This is a genomic window from Jeongeupia naejangsanensis (genome assembly GCF_016865585.1).
Lineage (GTDB): Bacteria > Pseudomonadota > Gammaproteobacteria > Burkholderiales > Chitinibacteraceae > Jeongeupia > Jeongeupia naejangsanensis.
Genome location: NZ_JAESND010000006.1, coordinates 134102 through 156180, shown reverse-complemented (window position 1 = coordinate 156180; position 22079 = coordinate 134102). Strand labels below are relative to the sequence as shown.

The 22079-nt window shown below is 65.7% G+C and carries 22 protein-coding genes; 12 read left to right on the top strand and 10 right to left on the bottom strand.

Features of this window, described 5'->3' with window-relative positions:
- The first annotated feature begins 534 nt into the window (after positions 1 to 534).
- From JMJ54_RS12980 to JMJ54_RS12970, 3 genes are all read left to right on the top strand, one after another.
- Positions 535 to 1698 (top strand): iron-containing alcohol dehydrogenase, encoded by a 1164-nt coding sequence (locus tag JMJ54_RS12980; RefSeq protein ID WP_203538980.1) that lies wholly within the window; start codon positions 535 to 537, stop codon positions 1696 to 1698.
- Between the two features lie 208 nt (positions 1699 to 1906).
- A complete protein-coding gene (gene phnD, locus JMJ54_RS12975) occupies positions 1907 to 2875 on the top strand; it encodes a phosphate/phosphite/phosphonate ABC transporter substrate-binding protein (protein ID WP_203538979.1) in 969 nt (322 codons plus the stop codon).
- A 173-nt stretch (positions 2876 to 3048) separates the two neighbouring features.
- Positions 3049 to 4380 (top strand): sodium-dependent transporter, encoded by a 1332-nt coding sequence (locus JMJ54_RS12970; protein ID WP_203538978.1) that lies wholly within the window; start codon positions 3049 to 3051, stop codon positions 4378 to 4380.
- Between the two features lie 75 nt (positions 4381 to 4455).
- Here JMJ54_RS12970 and JMJ54_RS12965 read toward each other — a convergent pair whose 3' ends face one another.
- Positions 4456 to 7755 (bottom strand): PAS domain S-box protein, encoded by a 3300-nt coding sequence (locus JMJ54_RS12965; RefSeq protein ID WP_203538977.1) that lies wholly within the window; start codon positions 7753 to 7755, stop codon positions 4456 to 4458.
- Positions 7756 to 7940: 185 nt separating this feature from the next.
- Between JMJ54_RS12965 and tsaA the strand changes: the two genes are divergently transcribed.
- The 3 genes from tsaA to JMJ54_RS12950 are packed head-to-tail and all read left to right on the top strand — an operon-like array spanning position 7941 to position 9822.
- Positions 7941 to 8639 (top strand): tRNA (N6-threonylcarbamoyladenosine(37)-N6)-methyltransferase TrmO, encoded by a 699-nt coding sequence (gene tsaA, locus JMJ54_RS12960; protein ID WP_203538976.1) that lies wholly within the window; start codon positions 7941 to 7943, stop codon positions 8637 to 8639.
- Positions 8636 to 9568 carry a patatin-like phospholipase family protein gene (locus JMJ54_RS12955; protein WP_203538975.1) on the top strand — a complete coding sequence of 311 codons (933 nt, stop codon included), beginning with the start codon at positions 8636 to 8638 and terminating at the stop codon, positions 9566 to 9568. The genes tsaA and JMJ54_RS12955 overlap by 4 nt, the downstream gene beginning before the upstream one ends.
- Positions 9565 to 9822, top strand: coding sequence for a DUF2164 domain-containing protein (locus tag JMJ54_RS12950; RefSeq protein WP_189461417.1), 258 nt, complete (start codon positions 9565 to 9567; stop codon positions 9820 to 9822). Before JMJ54_RS12955 ends, JMJ54_RS12950 begins: the two co-directional genes overlap by 4 nt.
- On the opposite strand, the gene JMJ54_RS12945 is transcribed toward JMJ54_RS12950, so the two are convergent.
- The 3 genes from JMJ54_RS12945 to JMJ54_RS12935 are packed head-to-tail and all read right to left on the bottom strand — an operon-like array spanning position 9823 to position 12152.
- Complete coding sequence (locus tag JMJ54_RS12945; protein ID WP_203538974.1) at positions 9823 to 11259, bottom strand: TIGR01777 family oxidoreductase; 1437 nt, start codon at positions 11257 to 11259, stop codon at positions 9823 to 9825. It abuts the gene before it with no gap.
- Between the two features lie 16 nt (positions 11260 to 11275).
- Positions 11276 to 11722, bottom strand: coding sequence for a hypothetical protein (locus JMJ54_RS12940; protein ID WP_203538973.1), 447 nt, complete (start codon positions 11720 to 11722; stop codon positions 11276 to 11278).
- Positions 11723 to 11738: 16 nt separating this feature from the next.
- The gene (locus JMJ54_RS12935; protein ID WP_203538972.1) at positions 11739 to 12152 is read right to left on the bottom strand and encodes a thiol-disulfide oxidoreductase DCC family protein; all 414 of its coding nucleotides are present in this window, start codon (positions 12150 to 12152) and stop codon (positions 11739 to 11741) included.
- A gap of 303 nt (positions 12153 to 12455) precedes the next feature.
- Here JMJ54_RS12935 and JMJ54_RS12930 point away from each other — a divergent pair, with 303 nt between their 5' ends.
- Positions 12456 to 13322 (top strand): pirin family protein, encoded by an 867-nt coding sequence (locus tag JMJ54_RS12930; protein ID WP_203538971.1) that lies wholly within the window; start codon positions 12456 to 12458, stop codon positions 13320 to 13322.
- Between the two features lie 10 nt (positions 13323 to 13332).
- Here the strand turns inward: JMJ54_RS12930 and JMJ54_RS12925 are convergent, their stop codons facing one another.
- A complete protein-coding gene (locus JMJ54_RS12925) occupies positions 13333 to 13530 on the bottom strand; it encodes a hypothetical protein (RefSeq protein ID WP_189461413.1) in 198 nt (65 codons plus the stop codon).
- Between the two features lie 209 nt (positions 13531 to 13739).
- On the opposite strand from JMJ54_RS12925, the gene JMJ54_RS12920 reads away from it, so the two are divergent.
- Genes JMJ54_RS12920 through JMJ54_RS12910 form a run of 3 tightly spaced genes read left to right on the top strand, consistent with a single transcriptional unit; the run spans position 13740 to position 15657 of the window.
- Positions 13740 to 14675 (top strand): pirin family protein, encoded by a 936-nt coding sequence (locus JMJ54_RS12920; protein ID WP_203538970.1) that lies wholly within the window; start codon positions 13740 to 13742, stop codon positions 14673 to 14675.
- Entirely contained in the window at positions 14672 to 15082 is a 411-nt protein-coding gene (locus JMJ54_RS12915; protein WP_203538969.1) for an OsmC family protein, read from the top strand. The genes JMJ54_RS12920 and JMJ54_RS12915 overlap by 4 nt, the downstream gene beginning before the upstream one ends.
- The gene (locus tag JMJ54_RS12910) at positions 15079 to 15657 is read left to right on the top strand and encodes an NADPH-dependent FMN reductase (RefSeq protein ID WP_203538968.1); all 579 of its coding nucleotides are present in this window, start codon (positions 15079 to 15081) and stop codon (positions 15655 to 15657) included. The genes JMJ54_RS12915 and JMJ54_RS12910 overlap by 4 nt, the downstream gene beginning before the upstream one ends.
- 38 nt (positions 15658 to 15695) lie before the next feature.
- Here JMJ54_RS12910 and JMJ54_RS12905 read toward each other — a convergent pair whose 3' ends face one another.
- Entirely contained in the window at positions 15696 to 16037 is a 342-nt protein-coding gene (locus JMJ54_RS12905) for a FlxA-like family protein (RefSeq protein WP_203538967.1), read from the bottom strand.
- 89 nt (positions 16038 to 16126) lie between these two features.
- On the opposite strand from JMJ54_RS12905, the gene recG reads away from it, so the two are divergent.
- Both recG and JMJ54_RS12895 read left to right on the top strand, forming a co-directional pair.
- A complete protein-coding gene (gene recG, locus JMJ54_RS12900; protein ID WP_308438004.1) occupies positions 16127 to 18193 on the top strand; it encodes an ATP-dependent DNA helicase RecG in 2067 nt (688 codons plus the stop codon).
- Between the two features lie 6 nt (positions 18194 to 18199).
- On the top strand, positions 18200 to 18553 hold the full coding sequence (locus JMJ54_RS12895; RefSeq protein ID WP_203538965.1) for a YbaN family protein: 354 nt from the start codon (positions 18200 to 18202) through the stop codon (positions 18551 to 18553).
- Between the two features lie 69 nt (positions 18554 to 18622).
- Here JMJ54_RS12895 and JMJ54_RS12890 read toward each other — a convergent pair whose 3' ends face one another.
- The 4 genes from JMJ54_RS12890 to murI all read right to left on the bottom strand — a co-directional run bounded on the left by JMJ54_RS12890 (position 18623) and on the right by murI (position 22066).
- The gene (locus JMJ54_RS12890; protein WP_203538964.1) at positions 18623 to 19951 is read right to left on the bottom strand and encodes a D-arabinono-1,4-lactone oxidase; all 1329 of its coding nucleotides are present in this window, start codon (positions 19949 to 19951) and stop codon (positions 18623 to 18625) included.
- Positions 19952 to 20059: 108 nt separating this feature from the next.
- Entirely contained in the window at positions 20060 to 20776 is a 717-nt protein-coding gene (locus tag JMJ54_RS12885) for an LrgB family protein (protein ID WP_203538963.1), read from the bottom strand.
- Positions 20766 to 21161 (bottom strand): CidA/LrgA family protein, encoded by a 396-nt coding sequence (locus JMJ54_RS12880; protein WP_203538962.1) that lies wholly within the window; start codon positions 21159 to 21161, stop codon positions 20766 to 20768. Before JMJ54_RS12880 ends, JMJ54_RS12885 begins: the two co-directional genes overlap by 11 nt.
- Positions 21162 to 21256: 95 nt before the next feature.
- Positions 21257 to 22066, bottom strand: a complete 810-nt coding sequence (gene murI, locus JMJ54_RS12875) for a glutamate racemase (RefSeq protein WP_203538961.1) — start codon at positions 22064 to 22066, stop codon at positions 21257 to 21259.
- Between the last annotated feature and the right edge of the window lie 13 nt (positions 22067 to 22079).

Below are 22079 nucleotides of genomic sequence, written 5' to 3'. Positions count from 1 at the left end.
TCTGCCTTCCTTCGTTGGCTCGCCGGATGGGGTTCGGTGCCCGTTCCGGCGTGGTGCGTTGACCGGACTGTAGGCGCACAAACAAAAGTGGGTCAATTCGACAACTTTCGATCAACAGCGATCGAAGCTTGCGAGTTTTTGCCAAGTCGACAGCGGATTCATACGAAGGCCATTTGAAAAACCACCAAACGGAAACGCATGGAAACATAAACACAACTTACTGTTATTTATGGCTTTTACAAAAACAACCGCAGTACACGATCAGCTTGTCTCCACGACAACGGCACCGATATGAAATTTTGTTACAGCCTGAAGCGGGCCGGAACGGCACCGGCATGACAAATAAAAAGAAAGTCGAATCGAAAATCGAAAGATGAATTTCTTTCGATTGGTATCCGACAGACGGTAATATTTACTGCAAATAGAACCTGCCAAAGTGAATCCCAATACACTAGGCGGATGGGGTCGCTCGCGCTGTCCGCAGACAGACGCGACAGGCGGCCAGAGTCGAGAACCGCTGCCAGGATTCACCCGATGAACAATTTCAGCTTCCACAACCCGACCCGCCTGCACTTCGGCCAGGGGCAGATCGCCCAGATCGCCAACGAAATCCCTCCGAGCGCACGCGTCCTGCTGCTTTACGGCGGCGGCAGCATCAAGCGCAACGGTGTCTACGACCAGGTGATCGCCGCACTGGCCGGTCGGACCGTCGTCGAGTTCGCAGGTGTTCCGGCCAATCCCGAATTCGATACGCTGATGCAGGCGGTCGAACTCGGCAAGAAAGGCAAGGTCGACTGGGTGCTCGGTGTGGGCGGCGGTTCGGTCCTCGACGGCAGCAAGTTCGTCGCTGCCGCGCTGGCGCTTGATCCGGAAATCGACCCGTGGCTGATCGTCGGCAACAAGACGCCGTTGAAATCGGCGCTGCCGATCGGCTGTGTACTGACGCTGCCGGCCACCGGTTCGGAAGCCAACTTCGCCGCGGTGGTCACCCGGCGCGAGACGCAGGACAAACTGTCGTTCAAGAATCCGGTGGTCTTCCCGCGCTTCTCGGTGCTGGACCCGAGCGTCATCACCACCCTGCCGCCGCGCCAGCTGGGCAACGGGCTGGTCGACGCCTTCGTCCACACCACCGAGCAATACCTGACGTTCCCGAACGAAGCCCGGGTGCAGGACCGGCTGGCCGAAGGCATCCTGTCGACGCTGGTCGAAATTGCACCGGCGCTGCTGAAGGACCAGAGCGACTATGCCGCGCAGGCGAACCTGATGTGGGCCGCCGACCAGGCCATGTACGGCCTCGTTCCGCTCGGCCAGCCGCTCGACTGGGCCACGCATGCCATCGGTCACGAGCTGACCGCGCTGTACGGCCTCGATCACGCGCAGACGCTGGCCATCACACTGCCGAACCTGCTCGAACACACTTTCGAAACCAAGCAGGCCAAGCTGGCGCAGTACGGTCGCCGCGTCTGGGGACTTAGCGGCGACGACACCGACGTTGCCCGCGCAGCCATCGCCGCGACACGGGATTTCTTCGAGTCGGTCGGCGTGTCGACGCGACTCTCCGGCTACGGCATCACCGACGTTGCCGCAGCGGCAGACGGCGTACGTGCGCAACTGATCCGGCACAAGCGCGTTGCGCTGGGCGAGCACGGCACGCTGACGCCGGACGACTGCCACGCGATCATCATGCAGGCAGGCTGACGCGGGTCATTCACCCGATCCGGACATGCAAACGGGACGCCAGGGCGTCCCGTTTTTCATCTCGCGCGAATCCGGTCCGGCCCGGCTTCATGCCGTTCGCAACGGGCACGATCATCGGCCGACGGCGCGCCCGGCACCGCCGCCAACTTGTCATTGTTTTGTCATCTTCAAAGCTTACAGTCGCGCCCCTATAACATGGGGAAGAACGATGTCGCGATTCTGGCTACCTGCATTGCTCGTCGTCGCGCTGCTTTCCGGCGCCGCACGTGCCGAGGTCACGCTCGGACTGCTGGCGAACAAGGGCGAAGGCGATGTCGCCGCCGACTGGCAACCGATTGCCGACGATCTGGCCAAAACGCTCGGCCAGCCGGTGAAGGTCGTTGCGGTCAAGGATGATGCCGAGCTGGCACGCCGCTTTGCCGCCAAAGAGATCCAGATCGCCCGGACCAATACCGGCACCGCACTGACGCTGGTCGAACAGGGCAACGGCGACATTGTTGCCCGACTGGCACTGACCGGCGGCGTCGCCGAATACCGTTCGCTGCTGCTGGTACGCAACGATGGTCCGGCCAGCCTGGCCGCCCTGCTGCGCGACAAACAGCGCTGGACGATCGCCATGGGCGCACCGACATCGACCGCCGGCTACCTGATTCCGGCCTACCACGCCTTCGCCAAACAGAACGTGCTGCCGGAGTCCTTCTTCCGCAGCATCACGACCGGCAACGCCGAGGACGGCTTTCGCGCGCTGGCCGAGCAGCGCGTCGATGTCGCGGTCTGCAACAGCGACGATCTCGACAAGCTGCGCGAAACCTATCCGCGCGACTTCAGGAACATGCGCGTGCTGTGGCAATCACCGTCGTTCTCGTACGATCCGCTGGTGCTGAACAAGGCGCTGCCGGCCGCCACCCGGCAAAAGATCACGCGCTTCTTTCTCGGCTACGGCCGCAGCGGCGCCCACAGCGCACAGGAAAAGACCCGGCTTTACTACGCCGACCAGTTGTCGGGCTTCCTGCCTTCGAGCAACCGCCAGCTGCGCGAAGTCACCGACCTGCAGCTCTACTTCGGCCTGTTCAAGCTCAATCTCGCCAAACAGAGCGATGCCGAGCGCAGCGCCAGCGAAAAACAGCTTTACCGACGCTACAACCAGCTGGTGGCGGTGCTCGGCGGCCCGAAATGAGTCTTGCCGGTGCATGCGCATGACATCAGGACGGGCCGCAAGGCCCGTTTTGCTTTTCCGCAGGAGCGCGCCAGGCAGCATGAATTTGCGCCAGATCACAATGGGTGATTGTTGCACTTGAAATGGGCCGTTCCTGGCGTGCAAGCTAATCGGTTGATTTTGTGGAGATTTTGATGTCTGACACTGCCAACCGGGCAAACTGGGGCTCCAAGCTGGGCTTCATCCTCGCCGCTTCGGGCTCCGCCGTCGGCCTCGGCGCCATCTGGAAATTCCCCTACGTCGCCGGCAAGAACGGCGGCGGTGCCTTCCTGATCGCCTACCTCGTCTGCGTGTTCACCATCGGCATTGCACTACTGCTGGCCGAGATGCTGATCGGCCGCACCGCGAAGAAGTCGGCCACCACCGCCTTCCGCGACCTCAAGGGCGGGCTGTGGCCGTGGGCCGGCCGGCTGTCGGTGCTGTGCATCTTCATCATCCTGTCCTATTACTGCGTCGTCGGCGGCTGGACGATCGCCTACATCTTCCGCTCGATCACCGGCGAGGCACTGACCAGCGACACCAAGGCGCTGTCGGCCGCCTTCGGCAGCTTCATCGCCAATCCGGGCCAGGCGCTCGGCTATACCGCGGCCTTCCTCGGCATCACCGTCGCCGTCGTCATGGGCGGCGTCGAAAAGGGCATCGAGCGGATGAGCAAGGTGCTGATGCCGGCGCTCTTCATCCTGATGCTGATCCTGATCGCCCGCTCGCTGACGCTGCCGGACGCATGGGACGGCGTGAAGTACTTCATCACGCCGGACTTCTCCAAGCTGACCGCCAGCATGATCGTCGACGCGCTCGGTCTGGCGTTCTTCTCGCTGTCGCTCGGCGGCGGCATGATCATCGCCTACGGCTCTTACCTGCCGCAGGACACCAAGCTCGTCGGCGCTACGCTGTGGGTCAGCTCGCTGGCCACGCTGGCCTGCGTGCTCGCCGGGTTGATGGTGCTGCCGGCCGTGTTCGCCTTCCATGTCGACCCGGCTGCAGGCCCGGGGCTGACCTTCATCACCATGCCGGCGATCTTCGCGCAAATGCCGGCCGGCCAGTTCTTCGCCATCGCCTTCTTCTTCCTGCTGCTGTTTGCCGCGCTGACCTCGTCGGTGTCGATCCTCGAACCGATCGTGTCCTTCCTGATCGACGAGTTCGGCTGGGCCCGCAAGACCGCAACCATCGCCGTCGCGATCGCCTCCTTCGTCGTCGGCATCCCTGCCGCACTGTCGTTCGGCCCGCTGGCCGACGTCCAGCTGTTCGGCAAATCGGCCTTCGACCTGATGGACTACGTCGCGTCGAACGTGATGATGCCGGCCGGCGGCCTCTTCGTTGCACTGTTCGTCGGCTGGGCAATCTGGCCGAAGATCCGCAGCGAACTCAGCGCCGAAGGTTCGGCCGCCGTGCTGCCGGCGTTCCGGTTGATCTGCGCGGTGATGGCACCGATCGTCATCGGCGTGATCTGGTACCACAACCTCTGAGTCGCCTCGCGACCAGACGAAAAGGCCGGCATTGCCGGCCTTTTTTCTGCGCGTCCGCTACGCCGGACGGATTGCTCAGGCGGTGACGATGCGGTCGCGACCCTGGTCCTTGGCCGCGTAGACCAGGTTGTCGACGCGCTTGAGCGCCGCGTCGATGCGCTCGAACGGCTGGTACTGGGTGACGCCGATGCTGGCGGTGACCCGGCCGACGACCTCGAACGGCTCGTCGCGCAGCGAGGCAAGCAGCGTCTTCGCCAGCCGCTCGGCGTCGGCAAAATCGGTATCCGGGCAGACCAGCAGGAATTCCTCGCCGCCAAGGCGGCAGAAGATATCGGTCGCACGCACGCGCTGGCGCACGAGCAGGGCGAAATGCTGCAGCACCTTGTCGCCGACATCGTGACCGAACTGGTCGTTGATCCGCTTGAAGTGGTCGAGGTCGAACATCAGCAGCGACAACGGCACGCCATTGCGATTGACGCGGCCGACCTCGCGCTCGATCGCCAGATTGAAGTAGCGACGGTTGTAGAGCAGGGTCAGCGGATCGGTGATCGACATCTGCTCCAGCTCGCGCTGCAGGCGCTTCTGCTCGGAGATGTCCTCGACGATGCACCAGGCCAGCCCCTGGCCCCCCTCCTTGCTCGGCATCAGGAAGCCGTTGATCAGCACCGGCACGCGATGGCCGGCCCGGTGCAGGTATTCCTTTTCGTACGGACCGTAGCGCTGCTGCCGGTACAGCTCGTAAACCAGCTCGCGATCCTGCAGTGCGTATTCGGCCGGCGTGATCGCCGACAGCGTCTGCGCCCGCAGATCGTCGACGCCATAGCCGAGCAGATTGCAGAACGCCGTGTTGGCATCGACGAAATGGCCATCGCTATGGCGGATCAGCGCCATCCCGACCGGCGAGGATTCGAAGAAGGTGCGGAATTTCTCTTCGCTCGCCGCCAGCGCGTTCTGCGCCTCGACCCGGTCGGAGATGTCCTCGCAGACGCCGATGTAATGCGTCAGCGTACCCAGCGTGTCGGTCAGCGGTGTCAGCGACAGCGAGTTCCAGAACGGCGAGCCGTCCTTGCGGTAGTTGCGCAGCCGCACGCGGCCGGCGCGGCGCTCGGCGATCAGCCGGCGGACGGTTTCGATTTCCGGTTGCAGCCGGTCGCGCCCCTGCAGGAAGCGGCAATTGCGCCCGAGCACTTCGTGCCGTGCATAGCCGCTGAGGTGCTCGAACGCCGAGTTGACGAAAATCAGCGGCAGATCCGGCGCATGCGCGTCGACGATCAGCACGCCGAGCGAGCTGGCCTCGATCACGCTCGCCAGCAGCGCGATCTGGTCGCTGGCCTTCTTCTGTTCGGTGATGTCGGAAATGAAGCCGTACCAGATCGTGCTGCCGTCTTCCTGCCGCTCCGGCGACGACTCCCCCCGCAACCAGCGCACACCGCGCTGCGGCAGGTCGACCCGATAGTCGCAGCGCCACAGGCTGAGCTGCTGCGCCGACTGGTCGATCGATTCGGCCAGCATCGGCATGTCGTCGGCAACGATGCGGTCGAGCACGATGGTCGCGTCGGCGCCAGCCGCCTCGGGGCTGACGCCGTAGATCGCCTGGATGCCGTCGCTGGCATACGGAAAGACCGAACGGCCGTCCGGAAAGCGCTGGTACTGGTAGATCAGCCCCGGCACGCGCTCGGACAGCTTCGACAGCAGCCGGTCGCGGCGGATCAGCGCCGCTTCGGCGGCCAGCCGCTCGGTGATGTCGACCCCGATGCACAGATAGCCGACCCGGTTGCCCTGCGCGCCGACGATGCGCGTCACCGTCAGTTCGACCTGACGCACGTCGCCGCTGCGGGTCCGGTGCGTCCAGACCCGCGCATCCATGCCGCTGCGTTCTGCGACCAGCGTCAGCGCCTCGAAACGGCCGACCGCCTGCCCCAGCTCGTCCTCCAGTTCGATCCGGCGCCCGTCGATTTCGCGGTCGGCAATGAAATCCAGCATCGACCGGCTGCCGACCACCTCGTCGCTACGGTAGCCGAGCAGGTATTCGGCACCACGGTTGAACAGGCCGATCTGGCCGTCGTTGTCGGTTGCGATGATCGATACCCGCGACGCCGCGTCGAGCACATTGCCCAGATAGGCCCGGGTGTCCTGCAGTTCGAGCAGCGTGCGGCGCTGTTCGGACAGGTCGGCGACACGGATCAGCACGTCGTCGACGCTGGCACCGGTCCGTGCGACCCGGACGCCGGAAATCGCATAGCTGTGGCCGTCGATGACGCGATCGAGCAGGAAGGGCTCGCCGCCGGCGAGCAGCGCGGCAATGGCCTCGTCGAGTTCGGCCAGCCTGGCGACGTGGGCAAACACGCCAACGCCGTCGGCCTGCTCGATGTGCCAGTCGTGCAGCAGCGATTCCGCCGCTTGGTTGGCCTTGCGCACCGACCACTGCGCGTCGACGAGGAACAGCGCGTTGTCGATCGCATGGAAAATCCGCCGCAGCCGCTGCTCGCTCTGCTTGAGTTCGCGTGCCCGCGACACCGCCAGCGCTTCGGCATAGCCTTGCCGGTTGGCCAGCACGTAGACCAGCAAGGCCAGCAGGAACGGAATCACCGTACCGGGCAGCCACACCGCGGAAATATCGACCCAGTCGCCCTTGCGGGCAAACGCCCCCGCCGCCGTCACGCGCAGTGTCACGGTGCGATCGCCGATCAGCAACGGCAGGAAGAAGTCGCGCAGCTGCGCCGGATGCCCGGCGGCGATGCCCGGATCGCTTTCGGCCACGGTACGGCCGCTCTCGTCCTCGAGCGCCAGCATCACACCGCGCTCCTGCGCGATCCGGTTCAATTGTGCCTGCAGCAGGTTCAGACGGTAGGTGCCCCAGACGAAGCCATACGGCGTCTGCTCGCCGGGGCGGAACACGGCGATCGCGATCGCGAAACCGTGCTCGCCGGTATAGTCGCCGCGCAGGGCCATCACCGGCGACGTCGCCATGCCGTGACGTGCCTGCGCCCGCCGCAACACCTCGCCACGGATGGGGTCGGCGCTCAGGTTGCTACCGACAAAGCTCCCCTGCGACCCGCCGGGTTCGGCATAACGCACGCGCAGCGCATCACCGGCCTCGGGGCGGACCCAGGCAATGCCGCCGAAGGTATCGAGATAGGGTTCGACGAACGATCCGAACTGGGACGCCGAAACCGACGGCGAAAGCGCCATGTAGCGCGCCGACGCGCGCAAGGCGCCCAGATCGTTGGCGATGCCGCGCGTCAGCTGTACGGCAACGCTTTGCGCCTCGGCCCGGAAACGCCCTTCAAGCGCGCGCAATTCGATCCGCACCAGCAGCTGGGACACCAGCCAGGACATGCACAGGCCGACCGCGAACACGATCAGTGCAAGCACGAGCGGGCGCGATACGGAGCGCAGGGCAGCAGGCAGTCGGATCACGTCGTCAGACAGGGAGGGGGTGAACGCCGACTATAGCACCGCCCCTTCTTCTGCCGGCCTTGCGGCCGCTCTCCGGCCACAAAGCGTTGGTGCGTTGCGTCACTTGGAAAGCCATCGCGAAGCAAGGCACAATCGCACCGGTGAATACCGACTCCTTTTCGCTCTCGCCGCTGGGCCGTCTGGCGACGCCGTTTCCGGACAAATTCGGCATCCCGCGCCAGCCTTCGCTGGCGCCTCACGCCACCGGCACGCTCAGGCTGCTCCCCCCTTACGACCGGCCCGAAGCGGTGCGCGGGCTCGACGCGTTCTCGCACGTCTGGCTGACCTTCGTGTTCCACCAGACCGGCGGCCAGTGGCAGCCGACTGTGCGCCCGCCGCGCCTCGGCGGCAATGCCCGCGTCGGCGTCTTCGCCAGCCGCAGCCCGTTCCGGCCCAACTCGCTCGGGCTGTCGCTGGTCGAGCTGGCCGGCGTCGACACCACCGACGGCGTGGTATTGCACTTTCGGGGCGTCGACCTCGTCGACGGCACCCCCATCGTCGACATCAAGCCCTATATCCCCTACGTCGAAAGCCTGCCCGATGCCGTCGGCGGCTTTGCCAGCAGCGCACCGCCACGGCTGACGGTGAATTTTTCCACCGCTGCACGGCAGGCGATCGAGCGGCAGGCAAGGCATCATCCGGAACTGGCCGCACTGATCACCGAAGTGCTGGCGCAGGATCCGCGCCCAGCCTACGCCGGCGACCCCGCGCGCGTCTACGGTGTGCGGCTGTACCGATTCGATGTGAAATTCCGCGTGGCCGACGGCTGCGCCTTTGTGGACTCCCTGGACCCGGCATGAACCGACTTTCCCGCCCCTTGCGCCCACTATTTCGTCCGCTGTTCGGCGCACTCCTGACGCTGGCGCTGCTCGCCGGCTGCACCACTACGCCCCCTGCACCTCCTGTCGCGCCGGAGCCGCCGCCCAAGGTCCGTGTCGGCCTGGCGCTCGGCGGCGGCGCGGCCAAGGGCTTCGCGCACATCGGCGTGATCAAGATGCTCGAAGCCAACGGCATCAAAATCGACACCGTTGCCGGCACCAGCGCCGGCAGCGTCGTCGGCGGGCTGTACGCCAGCGGGCTGGATGCGTTCGCGCTGCAGGAAAAGGCCTTCGGTCTCGACGAGGCCGCGATTCGCGACGTCAGCCTGCTGAATGGCGGCATCGTCAAGGGCCAGAAGCTGCAGGACTTCGTCAACCAGCTGGTCGGCAACCGGCCGATCGACAAGTTCGCCAAGCCCTTCGGCGCGGTCGCGACCGAACTGGATACCGGCAAGCGCACCGTGTTCGTCCGCGGCAACGCCGGTCAGGCCATCCGCGCCTCGAGCAGCATTCCCGGCGTATTCGAGCCGGCGCTGATCGCCGGCAAGCGCTACGTCGACGGCGGCGTGGTCAGCCCGGTGCCGGTCGACGCGGCGCGCGAGTTGGGCGCCGACATCGTCATCGCCGTCGACATTTCGACCAAGGCCGGCAACAAGGCCCCGAGCGGGTTGATCGGCACGGTCAATCAGGCGGTCGTGATCATGGGCCAGAAGCTCGGCGAGCAGGAACTGACCCGTGCCGACGTGGTGATCCGGCCCAAGGTCGGCAAGATCGGCCCGACCGATTTCGACCAGAAGAACCAGGCCATCCTCGAAGGCGAAAAAGCCGCGCTGGCGGCCATTCCGCAGATCAAGCAGAAGATCGCCGAGAAGCAGCAGGCGCTGATCGCCGCACGGATGGCCAAACGATGAGCGAGGCGCTGATCCGCTTCGAGCCGGCCGAGCGTGCAGAGCTGGCCGCCCGCCTGCGCACCTGGTGTGATCGCGAGATCGGTCTGGAACTCGGCGGTTTCGATGCCGAGTTCCTGCTCGACTTCGCCATCAATGAAATCGGCACGCAGTGCTACAACCGCGGCCTGCTCGACGCGCAGGCCGCAATCGCCAAGCGCGTCGACACGCTGACCGACGCGATTGCGGAGCTGGAGAAAGCCCCGCCGCGTCGCTAGTCAGACGAGACTGCGCAAGGCACCGGCCAGATCCGGGTGGCGGAAGCGGAAGCCGCGCGCCACCAGGCGATCCGGAACCACCCGCTGGCCGTCGACGAACAGCTGGGCCATTTCGCCGGCCAGCCAGCGAATCGGCGCGGCCGGCAAGGCCAGCCAGACCGGACGGTGCAGCTGGCGCCCCGCGCAGGCGGCAAACGTCGCCTGTGCAACCGGCTCCGGCGCGACGGCGTTGTAGACCCCCGCCATCGTCTGGTCAGCGAGTGCATTGGCGATCAGCGCGAGCACGTCGTCACGATGGATCCAGCTCATCACCTGCCGCCCGCTGCCCAGCCGCCCGCCGACACCCAGACGGATCGGCAGCAGCAGTGCCGGCAGGGAACCGCCGTCACCGAACACCAGCCCCAGACGCAGCACGACCTGCCGCACGCCGTACGTGGTCGCCGTGCACGCGGCATCTTCCCAGCGCCGGCACAGCTCGACCATGAAACCCTGCCCCGGTGCAGCATCGTCGGCCAGCGTCTCGTCGGCCGGCCGCACGCCGTAATAGCCGATCGCCGATGCCTGCACCCAGACGCCGGGGCGTGTTTCCGCCCTTTGCAGCCAGCCCAGCAGCGCCTGCGTGGTGCCGATCCGGCTGGCAAGCAGCTGCGCCTTGCGGCGCGGACTCCAGCGCGGCCCGATCACCGGCGCACCGGCCAGATTGACCACGGCGTCGAACACCTCGTCATCGGCCAGCGCCTCCAGCGAGCGCACGCAGCGCGCACGGCAGTCGAACAGGTAGGCCGCCCGCAGCGGATCACGCGCCAGCAGGGTCACCGCATGGCCGGCGTCGAGCAGCTGCCGTACCAGCGCCGTGCCGATGAAGCCGGTGCCGCCGGTCACGAGCACGCGCCGGTGCGGCAGCGCGGCGAACGGATTGGGTACTGACACGGCACGGGACAGCCTGAACGCCGCCCAGCCGTCACGCAGCCCCGACAGCGCCACGCCAAGCGCAAACAGCGTCAGCACGGTGCCGCGCCAGCCCGAGTCGGTGGCCACCAGCGCCGTCGGCAGCGCCCCCCACTGGACCAGTTGCACAGCGTAAAGCCCGAACACGGCACCGCCGTTGATCGCCAGCAGCGTGTGCAGTACCCGTTCGCTCGCCGGCAGCTTGCGGCTGCCATCCTCGACGACGAAATCCCACAAGGTCAGTCCGACCTCGACGGCGATCAGTGCCGCCACAGCCAGCGCCCAGAAGCCCTGGAATGCAAAATGCGCGACACCGGCGAACAGCAGCCCGTACAGCACGGCCCGTACGGCATGGATCGCCAGCTCCAGCCGGGCACTGCGCTGCGCGGGCAGCCGCACGGTCAGCTCATGGTGGTAAACGGTATCGAAGGCGCCCATCAGGCCTTGCGCGATCAACAGATTGAGTACCCATTGCAGTGGTTCTGACATCGCCCTCTCCTCATCGTCATGAATCGTCGGATACGCTCCGGTCACGCCACCACAGCCAGCACAACGGCGGCAGCATCGTGACCAGCGCCAGCACGTCGACCCAGACGTGGATCCACGCACCGGCGCGCAGGGAAACCAGCATGTCCTGTGGCGCCCACAGCAGCAGCCCGGCAATCAGCCAGCCCCAGGCGGTGACGCTGCGCTGCACGTCGCCGATGCGGACCAGCGCCCACATCCACAGCGCCAGCCCCTGGATCGTCGGGCCGAACAGCGACATCCACCACACCTGCAACGCCCGCGCCCCGTCCGGCGTCGTGCCGCCCCGGAACGCCGGCTCGATGCTGCGGTGATAACCGTCGAGCAGCGCGGCATCGGCCACCCACGGCAACGCCAGCCCGACCACCAGATGTGCCAAGGCCGCGCCATACAGCCAGCGGACCAGCCAGACTCTCGTTTGGATCACGGCCTCCGGTCTTGGGTCAGCGCAGAAAAGGATTACCGATTTTGCAACGGTCGCCGTCGCAACGTGTGATCGGCCGGTAGCCCAGCCAGCGCGAGATGCGATAACGGTTGCGGGCAAACCAGCGGTACCAGCGCGCCAGGTGCGGCCGGAATACGGCGACCCGCAGCGGCGCCACCAGCCAGCCGCGGCCGACCAGGGTGTAGGCGGCCAGCATCGTGTCGATCCCGACGAGCATCCGGCCATTGGCGTCGCGCCCGTGCAGCTCCAGACCGAGTGCCGCCGTGTCGACACCCAGCTCGGCCGGATCGAATCCCGCTTGCGAGATATCGACAAACCCGAGCTGCCCAGCGCGGTCCCAGCGGTGCAAGCGCTGCATTTCGGCGACACAGAACGGGCAGAGTCCGTCGTAATACAGGGTGAGCGTGGTCATGGTGCATCTCCGTCGTCGTCCGGCACCGTCCGCCCGATCCGGCAGCCACAGCGGAATTGCTGAAGGCAGTCGTGGCGTGGCAGTGGCCAACTCGTCATTTATTTCCGAAATTTCTGTATTTACAGAAATTAAAGATCGAATGAATGCCAACGTCAAGGCCGATTGGTGTCGACCACGCCGCACGCCACAGGCAAGCGCCCTATTGTCCCACCAGTAGAACAATCAATTGCCGATCCGGTGGATTATCATTCCGGACAGCTTGCACGATGATAGCGACACCACCACTGACTGGAGTCCCCGATCATGACCACCGCTTCCTATCGCCGTATCGCCCGCATCGTCCGCGGCATGGCCACCTCCGACGGCGGTGGCGTCCGGCTCAACCGCGTGATCGGCAGCCAGGACCTGCCGATGCTCGACCCGTTCCTGCTGCTCGACGAATTCCGATCGGACAACGCCGACGACTACCTCGCCGGTTTTCCGGAGCACCCGCACCGCGGCTTCGAAACGGTGACCTACATGCTCGCCGGCCAGATGCAGCACGGCGACAACAAGGGCAACACCGGCAACCTCGGCCCGGGCAGCGTGCAATGGATGACCGCCGGGCGCGGCATCGTCCACTCGGAAATGCCGCAACAGGAAAACGGCCTGCTGCAGGGCTTCCAGCTGTGGGTGAACCTGCCGGCCAGCGACAAGATGACCGCGCCGCGCTATCAGGAATTCGCCGCCAGCGAGATCCCGCAGGTTGCGCTGGATGGCGGCGGTTCGGTCAAGGTGATCGCCGGCACGTTTGGCGGCGTGACCGGCCCGGTATCGGGCGTGGCGACGCAGCCGAGCTACTACGACGTGATCCTGCCGGCCGGTGCGACACTGGATCTGACGATGCCGGCGGAACATCATGCCTTCATCTACGTCTACCAGAATGTGCTGAGCGTGGTCGACGGCCCGCAGGAGCGGCCGGTGAAGCAGGGTGAACTCGCCGCGCTGACGCAGGGCGACACGATCGCCGTCGGCGCGCTGGAACAGGAAGTCCGTTTCATCGTCGTCGCCGGCAAACCGCTGAACGAGACCGTGGCACGCTACGGCCCCTTCGTGATGAACACCGCCGAAGAGGTCCAGCAGGCCTTTGTCGACTTCCAGCAAGGCCTTAACGGTTTCGAACGGGCCTAGGCACCCGAAATCAGTGTGCGTGGCTCTCGGCAGATGCGGTCAGCATTTTTGCCGAGAACCGCCCACTCATCACATCGGCACCGGCGGCATAGCCTTGTGCACGCTCCTGTGCGAGCAGTTGCGCGATGGTGGCATGCACCTCGTCGGAAATGGCACCTTGCTCGCGCATCTGGTCGAGCAAGCGATAAGCATTCGGTTGATGCGACATGTCCTGATTCCTTGGCGAGATGAACAACAAACATCGATGCCCGCAACGATAGCTCGCCATCTTTGTGGGCAATACTGCGATAAATCCTAACTGCGGGCTTCCCTTACCACCGCGCTCGCCGCAAAGTATTCGCATCCGCCGCGACTGCCGCCATGAAAGAAGAAGTCAGACAACCGGCGCCCCTGCGCCAATCCAGACAAGGAGCCGTGATGAGCAGCACCGAACACGAAGTATCGATCTCGACCGACTGCCCGGCGCCACCCTTCGTGCAGCGCTTTGCCGCGCACAATGCCGTGCTCGGCGAAGGCATGCAGATCCGCCGCGCCCTGCCCAACCGCGAACGCCGGATGATCGGCGCGTGGTGCTTCCTCGACCATTTCGGCCCGGTCGACATCGGTGCCGGCAAGGGCATGCGCGTCGGCCCGCACCCGCACATCGGGCTGCAGACCTTTTCCTGGCTGCTGGAGGGCGAGGTCTACCACCGTGACAGCCTCGGCTTCGAACAGCTGATCCGCCCCGGACAGGTCAACCTGATGACCGCCGGCCACGGCATTTCGCACTCGGAAGAATCGCCGCCGAACCACAGCGCGATCATGCACGGCGCACAGCTGTGGATCGCGCTGCCGGACGAGCAGTTCGAGCGCCCGCCGGCATTCGAGCATTACCCGTCGCTGCCGGAATTCGACGACGGCGGCTACCGGGTCACCGTACTGGCCGGCGAATTCATGGGTCACGTGTCGCCGGCGCGCGTCTATACGCCGCTGCTGGGCCTCGACCTCAACGCAGCGGCCGCCGCCGCGACGACGCTGCCGCTGCGCCGCGACTTCGAGTACGGCGCCATCGTGCTGGTCGGCGAGGCCCGGCTGAACGGCGAGACGCTGGTGCCGGGCGAATGCCTGTACTTCGGCTGTGGCCACGATGCATTGCAGGTCGAAACCGATGCCGCGACGCGCATCCTCATCGTCGGCGGCGAGCCCTTCAAGTCCGAGCGCATCCTGTACTGGAACTTCGTCGGCCGCAACGGTGCCGACATCCGCGAGGCCACCGACGAGTGGAACGCCGGCGACGCGCGCTTCGGCGAAGTCCATGGCTACGATGGTGACCGGCTGCCGGCACCGGCCGTGCCGAAACTGAGGGGGGAATGATGGCCCGCGACATCGTCAACGCCCACCTGTCGGGCGAACCGTTCCGTGCGCTGCTGACCGACGGCCGTCACGACTGGTTCGGCGACGTCGGCCGCGAATCGGGCGGCATGGACGCCGGCCCCGATCCGCACGCGCAGCTCTTGGCCGCGCTCGGCACCTGCACCGCGATCACGGTCAAGATGTACGCAGCGCGCAAGGGCTGGCCGCTCGACGACGTCCGGGTCCGGCTCGCCTACGCGCCCGACCACAAGGATGGCGATGCCCGGATCGAGCGGCAGGTCGAATTCGTCGGTGCGCTCGATACCGACCAGCGCACCCGCCTGCTCGATATCGCCAACGCCTGTCCGATCCACAAACTGCTGACCGGCCCGGTCGCGGTTGCCACCACGCTCACGGAGTCCCCATGACGGTTCGCCTGCTCGCTTTTTCCGCCAGTACCCGCGTCGCCTCGTTCAACCGCAAGCTGATCGCCGTCGGCGCCCGGGCCGCGCGCGACGCCGGTGCCGAGGTCACGCTGATCGACCTGCTCGATTACGAGCTGCCGCTGTACAACGGCGATCTCGAAGCCCGCGACGGCCTGCCCGAAGCCGCGGCACGGCTGCAGCAGCAGTTCGCCGCCCATCACGGCCTGCTGCTGTCGACGCCCGAATACAACGGCATGTTCCCGCCGCTCTTGAAGAACACGCTCGACTGGGTCAGCCGCGCCGATGCCAGCGGCCAGTCCGGGCTGCGCTTTCTCGAAGGCAAGGTCGCCGGGCTGCTGTCGGCGTCGCCGGGTGCGCTGGGCGGGCTGCGCTCGCTGATCGCCAGCCGCCAGTACCTGACCAACCTCGGCTTTCTGGTGATTCCGCAGCAGCAGGCCGTCGGCGGCGCCGGTCAGGCCTTCGGTGAAGATGGCGCGCTGGTCGAGGCCCGGACACAGGCCGGCGTCGAGAAAGTCGCCCACGCGCTGGTCCGGCTGGCACGGCAGACGCAGGAATAACGGTCAGCCCGCGGGCGCCGCGCAACGGCGCCCGTCACTCACACCTTCACGTCCACCGAACCGGTCACCGCCTGCACCACCTGGGTGACCGGATTCGACTCCTGCCGTGGCTGGGCCGGCGAATGCCTGTCTCCACGCTCGCTGCGCTGTTCGACCAGCTGGCGCAAGCGCTCCTGCAGCAATGCCAGCTGCGCCTGCAGCAACTGCTGGATTTCCTTTTTCTCTTTGGGCCCCAGCGAGTCGTCGTGCGCGAGCTTGCTGATCTGGTCCTGCGTGTCCTGGATTTTCTCCTTGACCCGCTCGATCTGCTCGTTGATGTTGCCGCCACCGGCTGCGGGCCGGGCGGCGGTAGCAAGACTCGGGACCGAGATCGTCGTCATGGCGGATTCCTGTGATTGATTCCATGCCATCGGCAATCCGGCGTGTTTCTTGAGCCGGCACGGCCGCGCGCCTCGCCAAAGCGGCACAAATCCGCTACAGTCCAAGGCAACAGAACAATCGTTCTAGCTTGATGGACCTCGCCCAACTCCAGCCCGGCCTGCGCACCCGCCTGTTGAAACTCGGCATCAGCCGTGCCTTCGACCTCGTGCTGCACCTGCCGATGCGCTACGAAGACGAAACCCAGCTCTACCCGATCGCCGAAGCGCCGGTCGGCACCGCTGCGCTGGTCGAAGGCGAAGTCACCGGCTGCGAGACCACGTTCCGGCCGAAGAAACAGCTCGTCGCCCGCGTGCGCGATGCCAGCGGCACGCTGGTGGTGCGACTGATCCACTTCTACCCGAATCAGGCCCAACAGCTCGCCGTCGGCAAGCGGGTACGGCTGTACGGCGAAATCCGCCACGGTTTCTGGGGCGACGAAATGGTCCACCCCAAGGTCAAGACGCTGTCGGACAGCGACACGCTCAACGACAGCCTGACGCCGATCTACCCCACCACCGCCAACCTGTCGCAGGCCCAGCTCGCCCGGCTGATCGCCAAGGCGCTGAAGGACGAGCCGCTGACCGACACCCTGCCGGCGGCGGTGCGCCACGATTTCGGTTTTCCCGACTTCGCCGAGTCGGTGCGCTTTCTGCACAACCCGCCGCCCGACGTCGCCCGCGTGCAATTGACCGAGCGCATCCACCCGACGTGGCGGCGGATCAAGTTCGACGAGTTGCTGGCCCAGCAGCTGTCGCTGCGCATGGCCCGGGCGATCCGGCGCGAACGCACCGCACCGGTGATCGCACCGCCGGGCCGGCTGGCCGCACAACTGGTTGCCAGCCTGCCGTTCGGGCTGACCAAGGCGCAGAACCGCGTGCTGCTGGATATTTCAAAAGACCTCGGCCAGCGCCATCCGATGCAACGGCTGCTGCAGGGCGACGTCGGCGCCGGCAAGACCATCGTCGCCGCGATCGCCGCCTGCCACGCGATCGAGGCCGGCTACCAGGTCGCGATGCTCGCGCCGACCGAAATCCTCGCCGAGCAGCACTACGCCAAGTTCGTCCAGTGGCTGGAGCCGCTCGGCGTCAAGGTGGCGTGGCTGACCGGCAGCCTCAAGGCCAGGGCCAAGCGCGAAGCACTCGAGGATGCCGCGCTCGGCAGCGCACAGATGGTCGTCGGCACGCACGCGATCTTTCAGGGCACGGTCGAGTTCAAGAACCTTGGTCTGGCCATCGTCGACGAACAGCACCGCTTCGGCGTCGCCCAGCGGCTGGCGCTGCGCGAAAAAGGCGGCAGCCCGCACCAGTTGATGATGTCGGCGACGCCGATCCCGCGCACGCTGGCGATGAGCTTCTACGCCGACCTCGACGTCAGCGTCATCGACGAACTGCCACCGGGCCGCACGCCGATCGTCACCAAGCTGGTGTCGGACGCGCGCCGCGACGAGATCATCGAGCGCATCGCCAGCAAGGTGCTCGAAGGCCGGCAGGTGTACTGGGTCTGCCCGCTGATCGAGGAATCCGAAGCGCTGCAGTTGCAGACCGCCGTCGACACCCACGCGCAGCTGACCGAGGAACTCGAAGGCATCGCCATCGGCCTTGTTCACGGCAAGATGAAGCCGGCCGAGAAGGCCGCGATGATGGACGCGTTCAAGCGCAACGAGATTCAGGTGCTGGTCGCGACGACAGTGATCGAAGTCGGCGTCGACGTCCCCAACGCCAGCCTGATGGTCATCGAACACGCCGAACGGATGGGGCTGGCGCAGCTGCACCAGCTGCGAGGCCGCGTCGGCCGTGGCGCCCATGCCAGCCTGTGCATCCTGCTATACACCGGCCCGCTGGGCGAGACGGCCAAGGCGCGGCTCAAGGTGATCTACGAAAGCACCGACGGATTCGAGATCGCCCGTCAGGACTTGCAGATCCGCGGCCCGGGCGAACTGGCCGGCGTACGTCAGTCCGGTGTGCCGATGCTGCGCTTCGCCGATCTGGAAAAGGACGCCGACCTGCTGGACGCGGCACGCGACGTCGCCGAGAACATCCTCGCCACCGAGCCGCAACTGGCGATTCCGCATCTGGACCGCTGGCTGCCGGGGCGCGAAGCGCTGCTGCGGGTCTGAGCGCCGATGCTGCGACGCAACCTCTGGCGCATCGCCGGCCTGCTCGCCCTGCTGCTCGGCGCCATCGGCGCGGTACTGCCGCTCTTGCCGACCACACCGTTCGTGCTGCTCGCGGCATTCTGCTTTGCCCGTGGCGAGCCGGCGTGGCACGCCTGGCTGCTGCGCCACAAGGTATTCGGAGCACTGATCGCCGAATGGGAGGCCCGTGGCGCCGTTCCGCGCCGGGCCAAATGGGCGGCCACGATCATGATGGCCGTCAGCTTCGGCATCAGCGTGCTGCTGATCCACAGCCGTGCGCTGTGGTTTGCCGGGATTTCGATGGCGCTGGTGCTGGTGTGGTTATGGCGGCGGCCCGAGTAATCCGGCGCCACTTTCGCCCGCTGCAACAACCGAACGAGGAAGCCACGGACATTGCTTCGGCGAACAGTCTCAGGCCAGGGCAAGCACGCCGTCGGAAAAGGCATTCCCGAACCGGTTGAGCGGATCGAGGCTGTGCTTCAGCGTGATGAACCGGTTCAAGTCCGGATAAAGTGCCGGCCAGCGATAGCGCTCCGCTTCGAAGTACTTGCCCCAGTGCGGCCTGCCGCCCAAGGCGCCCAAGGCCTGCTCCACCTGACTGACGTAGTCCATGCCGGCTTTGGAAATACCGCCGTCCATCGCGTAATAAACGACGAAACCGAAATAGCAGACCGGCCGGTTGAGCGTCGGACTCAGCCAGGCCCCCGACGGACCGGTGCAGCGCAGGATCACCGGGTAGTGCGTCCGTTGCGGGGAGTCGCGATGAATCCGCTTCAGGGCTGCAACCGCATCGGCAAACCTGTCCAGATCCACGGCAATTTCGAAATTGATCTGCGGCACCGGAATGCCCTTGCACCAGATATCCGGAATGCCGGCCTGCAGCTGCGCCTCGTCCCGGAAGCGGGTGACCGTCTGGTACGGCTTGCAATCGGCCTGATCCGGCCGGATGTCCTGCCCCATCAAGGTCAGGCTGTTGTCGATGGTTCGGGAAAAGACGCCGTCGGCCAGCGCGTTCACGTTTTCCTGCCGCCAGTCCTGCACGGCATCGCTGTACCACAGCATGGCCTGCTGCTCGTCCGGAAACCACCAGCACTTGGCGTACTCGTGTTGCTGGTTGATCTGGATGAACTGGTCGAACAGGACGTCGTCGCTGATCGACACCTTCGAGCAGATGTGTTCCGCATAGGGGATCGTGCGCAGCGTGATTTCCAGCACGATGCCAAGGCAGCCCAGATTGAGTTTCGCGCCGTCGAACCCCGCGTCCGACTCGTCCAGCGTCATCACGCGGCCATCGGCCAGCATCAGCCTGATGGCCAGAACCGAATCGGAGATCGCACACTGCTGCAGACCCTGGCCATGCGTACCGGTCGCCACCGCGCCACCCAGACTTTGCACGGCAATGACACCCGGCGCATGGGGCAGCATCCGCCCCATTGCCTTGAGTTCGTCGTAAATCACGTGCAACGGCGTGCCCGATTTGTAGGTCACCGAGCCGGCATCGTGACGGACCATGCCGGTGTATCCGTCCATCAGCGCAGCCACATCGGACGGCTGGGCCAGATTCAGCAGCCTCACATTGGAATAGCGCGTTCCCAATGGGCGGATGCGGCCATCCGTACCGGTGACGGCCCTGCGCAACGCGTCCTCGTCGACCACACGAAGGGATTGCTCCGTGCCGCAGACCGTTTCTGTGTCCGACCAGTTGGTCACATCGTGCTTGCTAACGGGTCGAACACTCATCGAGTTGCAATTCCAGTCTAAAAGTCGGTGCCGTTATAACGGTCAAACAGCTTGTCCACAAGACCCATCTCGCAAGAACGCGCCTTGCACGTCATCGGTAGCCGGCGGTCAATGCGGCCAGAACGCCAGAATGACCGGCAGCACGACCGAGGTCAGCACCCCGTTGAGCCCCATCGCCAGCCCGGAGAACGCCCCGGTCGTCGTCGACAACTGAAACCCGCGCGCGGTGCCGACGCCGTGCGCGGCGACACCGAGCGCCAGCCCCTGTTCGATCTCGCCGGTAACCTTGAGCCAGCGCATCAGCGGTACGACGATGATGGCGCCGAGGATGCCGGTGATGATGACGAGGTTGGCGGTCAATGGTGCGAGGCCGCCGAGCTTGTCGGCCAGCGCCATCGCAATCGGTGTGGTCACCGACTTCGGTGCGAACGACACCTGAACCGGCCACGACAGGCCGAACAGCTTGCCCAGCAGCAGCGCCGAGACGATGCCGGTAACGCCGCCGACGAAGAGCGATACAGACAGCGGTACGAGCAGCGATCGCACGCGCTGCAGGTTGTCGTACAGCGGCACGGCGAGCGCAACGGTCGCAGGCCCCAGCAGCAGGTGCAGAAGACGCGCACCACTGAAGTAGTCCGGATACGGTATCCGGGCAACGCTGAGGACGACGATGATCAGCGCAATCGCCACCAGCACCGGATGCAGCAGCGGATTGTGGCCGCTCTTGCGGAAAAGCTTTTCGGCCAGCAGGTAGGCAAGCCCTGTCACCAGCAGCCACAACAACGGTGCGGCCTTGAGCGAAGCGAAAGCGGCATCAATGTTCATCGGCCTTCCCCTTGCGGCGTACCAGCACCCGGTTGCGCAGCTTGCGGCGATGGCGGTTCAGCATCGCCTTCATCGTCAGCGCCGTCACCGCCATGGTGATCACCAGCGACAGCACCAGCACCGGCAGCATCGCCAGGCCCTGATCCCGCAGCACCGGGCCGAGCAGCATCAGCCCGACGCCGGCCGGCACGAACAGCAAGCCCATGTAACCGAGCAGCCCTTGTGCGACCTGTGCCAGCCGCGGATCGACGCCGCGATGCCAGACGCACCAGGCGGCGAGCAGCAACATCCCCAGCACCGGGCCGGGCAGCGGCAGGTGCAACAGGTTGGAGGCGACCTCACCGATCAGCTGGAACAGCACCAGCACACAGAATCCGTACAGCACCTCTGCAACTCCTCCAAGCGATCCGTGGTTACCCAGATCACGCCAACGACACGGCAAGCGAGCACAACGCAGCCAGCGCGGTTTTATGCATCGTGCTAGAGGCTGACGAGTTCGACCTTGCCCAGACTCCGCCCCAGAAAACGCTCGCCGATGGTCTGGAATTTCACCGGCACGTCGGTCACATAGCAACGATAGTCCGGCCGGCCGCGATGCGGATTGGCCAGTCCCTGCTCGGCCAGCAGGTCAGCGGCCTGATCGGCGATCGCCAGCGCCGAATCGACCAGCTCCATCCGGCTGCCGGTGACGTCGAGCAGCATCGGCTTGAGCAGCGGGTAATGGGTGCAGCCGAGCACCAGCGTGTCGATGCTTTCGACGAACACCGGCCGCAAGTATTCCTGCGCGACCATCCGGGTTACCGGGTGATCGACCCAGCCTTCCTCGACCAGCGGCACGAACAACGGACAGGCTTGCGAGTAGACGCGGTACTTGGGTTCGAGCGTGTGGATGGCGCGGGCGTAGGCGTTGGAATTGATCGTCGTCGGCGTACCGATGACGCCGATGCCGCCCGACTTCGTCCGTTTGGCCGCCTCGCGCGCGCCGGCTTCGATCACGTCGAGCACCGGCACCGGCGACGCCTCGCGCACCTTGTCGGCGGCGACGGCCGCCATGGTGTTGCAGGCGATGATCAGCATCTTGACGTTCTGCTCGCGCAGGAAGTCGGCAATCTGCTGGGTGAAATGCTCGATGGTAGCGACGGACTTCACGCCGTAGGGCACGCGCGCGGTGTCGCCGAAATAGATGATGTTCTCGAACGGCAGCCGGTCCATCAGCGCGCGGACTACGGTCAGGCCGCCGACGCCGGAATCGAATACGCCGATGGCGTGCGATGGTTGAGCGTTCTGCATTCTGTTCCCCGAA

Coding starts and splice junctions, on each gene's coding strand:
- JMJ54_RS12925 (WP_189461413.1), bottom strand. CDS start 13,530: ATGTCGCATCAACCGAATGCTTATCGCTTGCTCGACCAGATGCGCGAG.
- JMJ54_RS12905 (WP_203538967.1), bottom strand. CDS start 16,037: ATGACGACGATCTCGGTCCCGAGTCTTGCTACCGCCGCCCGGCCCGCA.
- JMJ54_RS12930 (WP_203538971.1), top strand. CDS start 12,456: ATGACCACCGCTTCCTATCGCCGTATCGCCCGCATCGTCCGCGGCATG.
- JMJ54_RS12935 (WP_203538972.1), bottom strand. CDS start 12,152: ATGACCACGCTCACCCTGTATTACGACGGACTCTGCCCGTTCTGTGTC.
- JMJ54_RS12920 (WP_203538970.1), top strand. CDS start 13,740: ATGAGCAGCACCGAACACGAAGTATCGATCTCGACCGACTGCCCGGCG.
- JMJ54_RS12890 (WP_203538964.1), bottom strand. CDS start 19,951: ATGAGTGTTCGACCCGTTAGCAAGCACGATGTGACCAACTGGTCGGAC.
- JMJ54_RS12945 (WP_203538974.1), bottom strand. CDS start 11,259: ATGTCAGAACCACTGCAATGGGTACTCAATCTGTTGATCGCGCAAGGC.
- phnD (WP_203538979.1), top strand. CDS start 1,907: ATGTCGCGATTCTGGCTACCTGCATTGCTCGTCGTCGCGCTGCTTTCC.
- murI (WP_203538961.1), bottom strand. CDS start 22,066: ATGCAGAACGCTCAACCATCGCACGCCATCGGCGTATTCGATTCCGGC.
- JMJ54_RS12970 (WP_203538978.1), top strand. CDS start 3,049: ATGTCTGACACTGCCAACCGGGCAAACTGGGGCTCCAAGCTGGGCTTC.
- JMJ54_RS12910 (WP_203538968.1), top strand. CDS start 15,079: ATGACGGTTCGCCTGCTCGCTTTTTCCGCCAGTACCCGCGTCGCCTCG.
- JMJ54_RS12980 (WP_203538980.1), top strand. CDS start 535: ATGAACAATTTCAGCTTCCACAACCCGACCCGCCTGCACTTCGGCCAG.
- JMJ54_RS12895 (WP_203538965.1), top strand. CDS start 18,200: ATGCTGCGACGCAACCTCTGGCGCATCGCCGGCCTGCTCGCCCTGCTG.
- JMJ54_RS12950 (WP_189461417.1), top strand. CDS start 9,565: ATGAGCGAGGCGCTGATCCGCTTCGAGCCGGCCGAGCGTGCAGAGCTG.
- JMJ54_RS12885 (WP_203538963.1), bottom strand. CDS start 20,776: ATGAACATTGATGCCGCTTTCGCTTCGCTCAAGGCCGCACCGTTGTTG.
- JMJ54_RS12915 (WP_203538969.1), top strand. CDS start 14,672: ATGATGGCCCGCGACATCGTCAACGCCCACCTGTCGGGCGAACCGTTC.
- JMJ54_RS12955 (WP_203538975.1), top strand. CDS start 8,636: ATGAACCGACTTTCCCGCCCCTTGCGCCCACTATTTCGTCCGCTGTTC.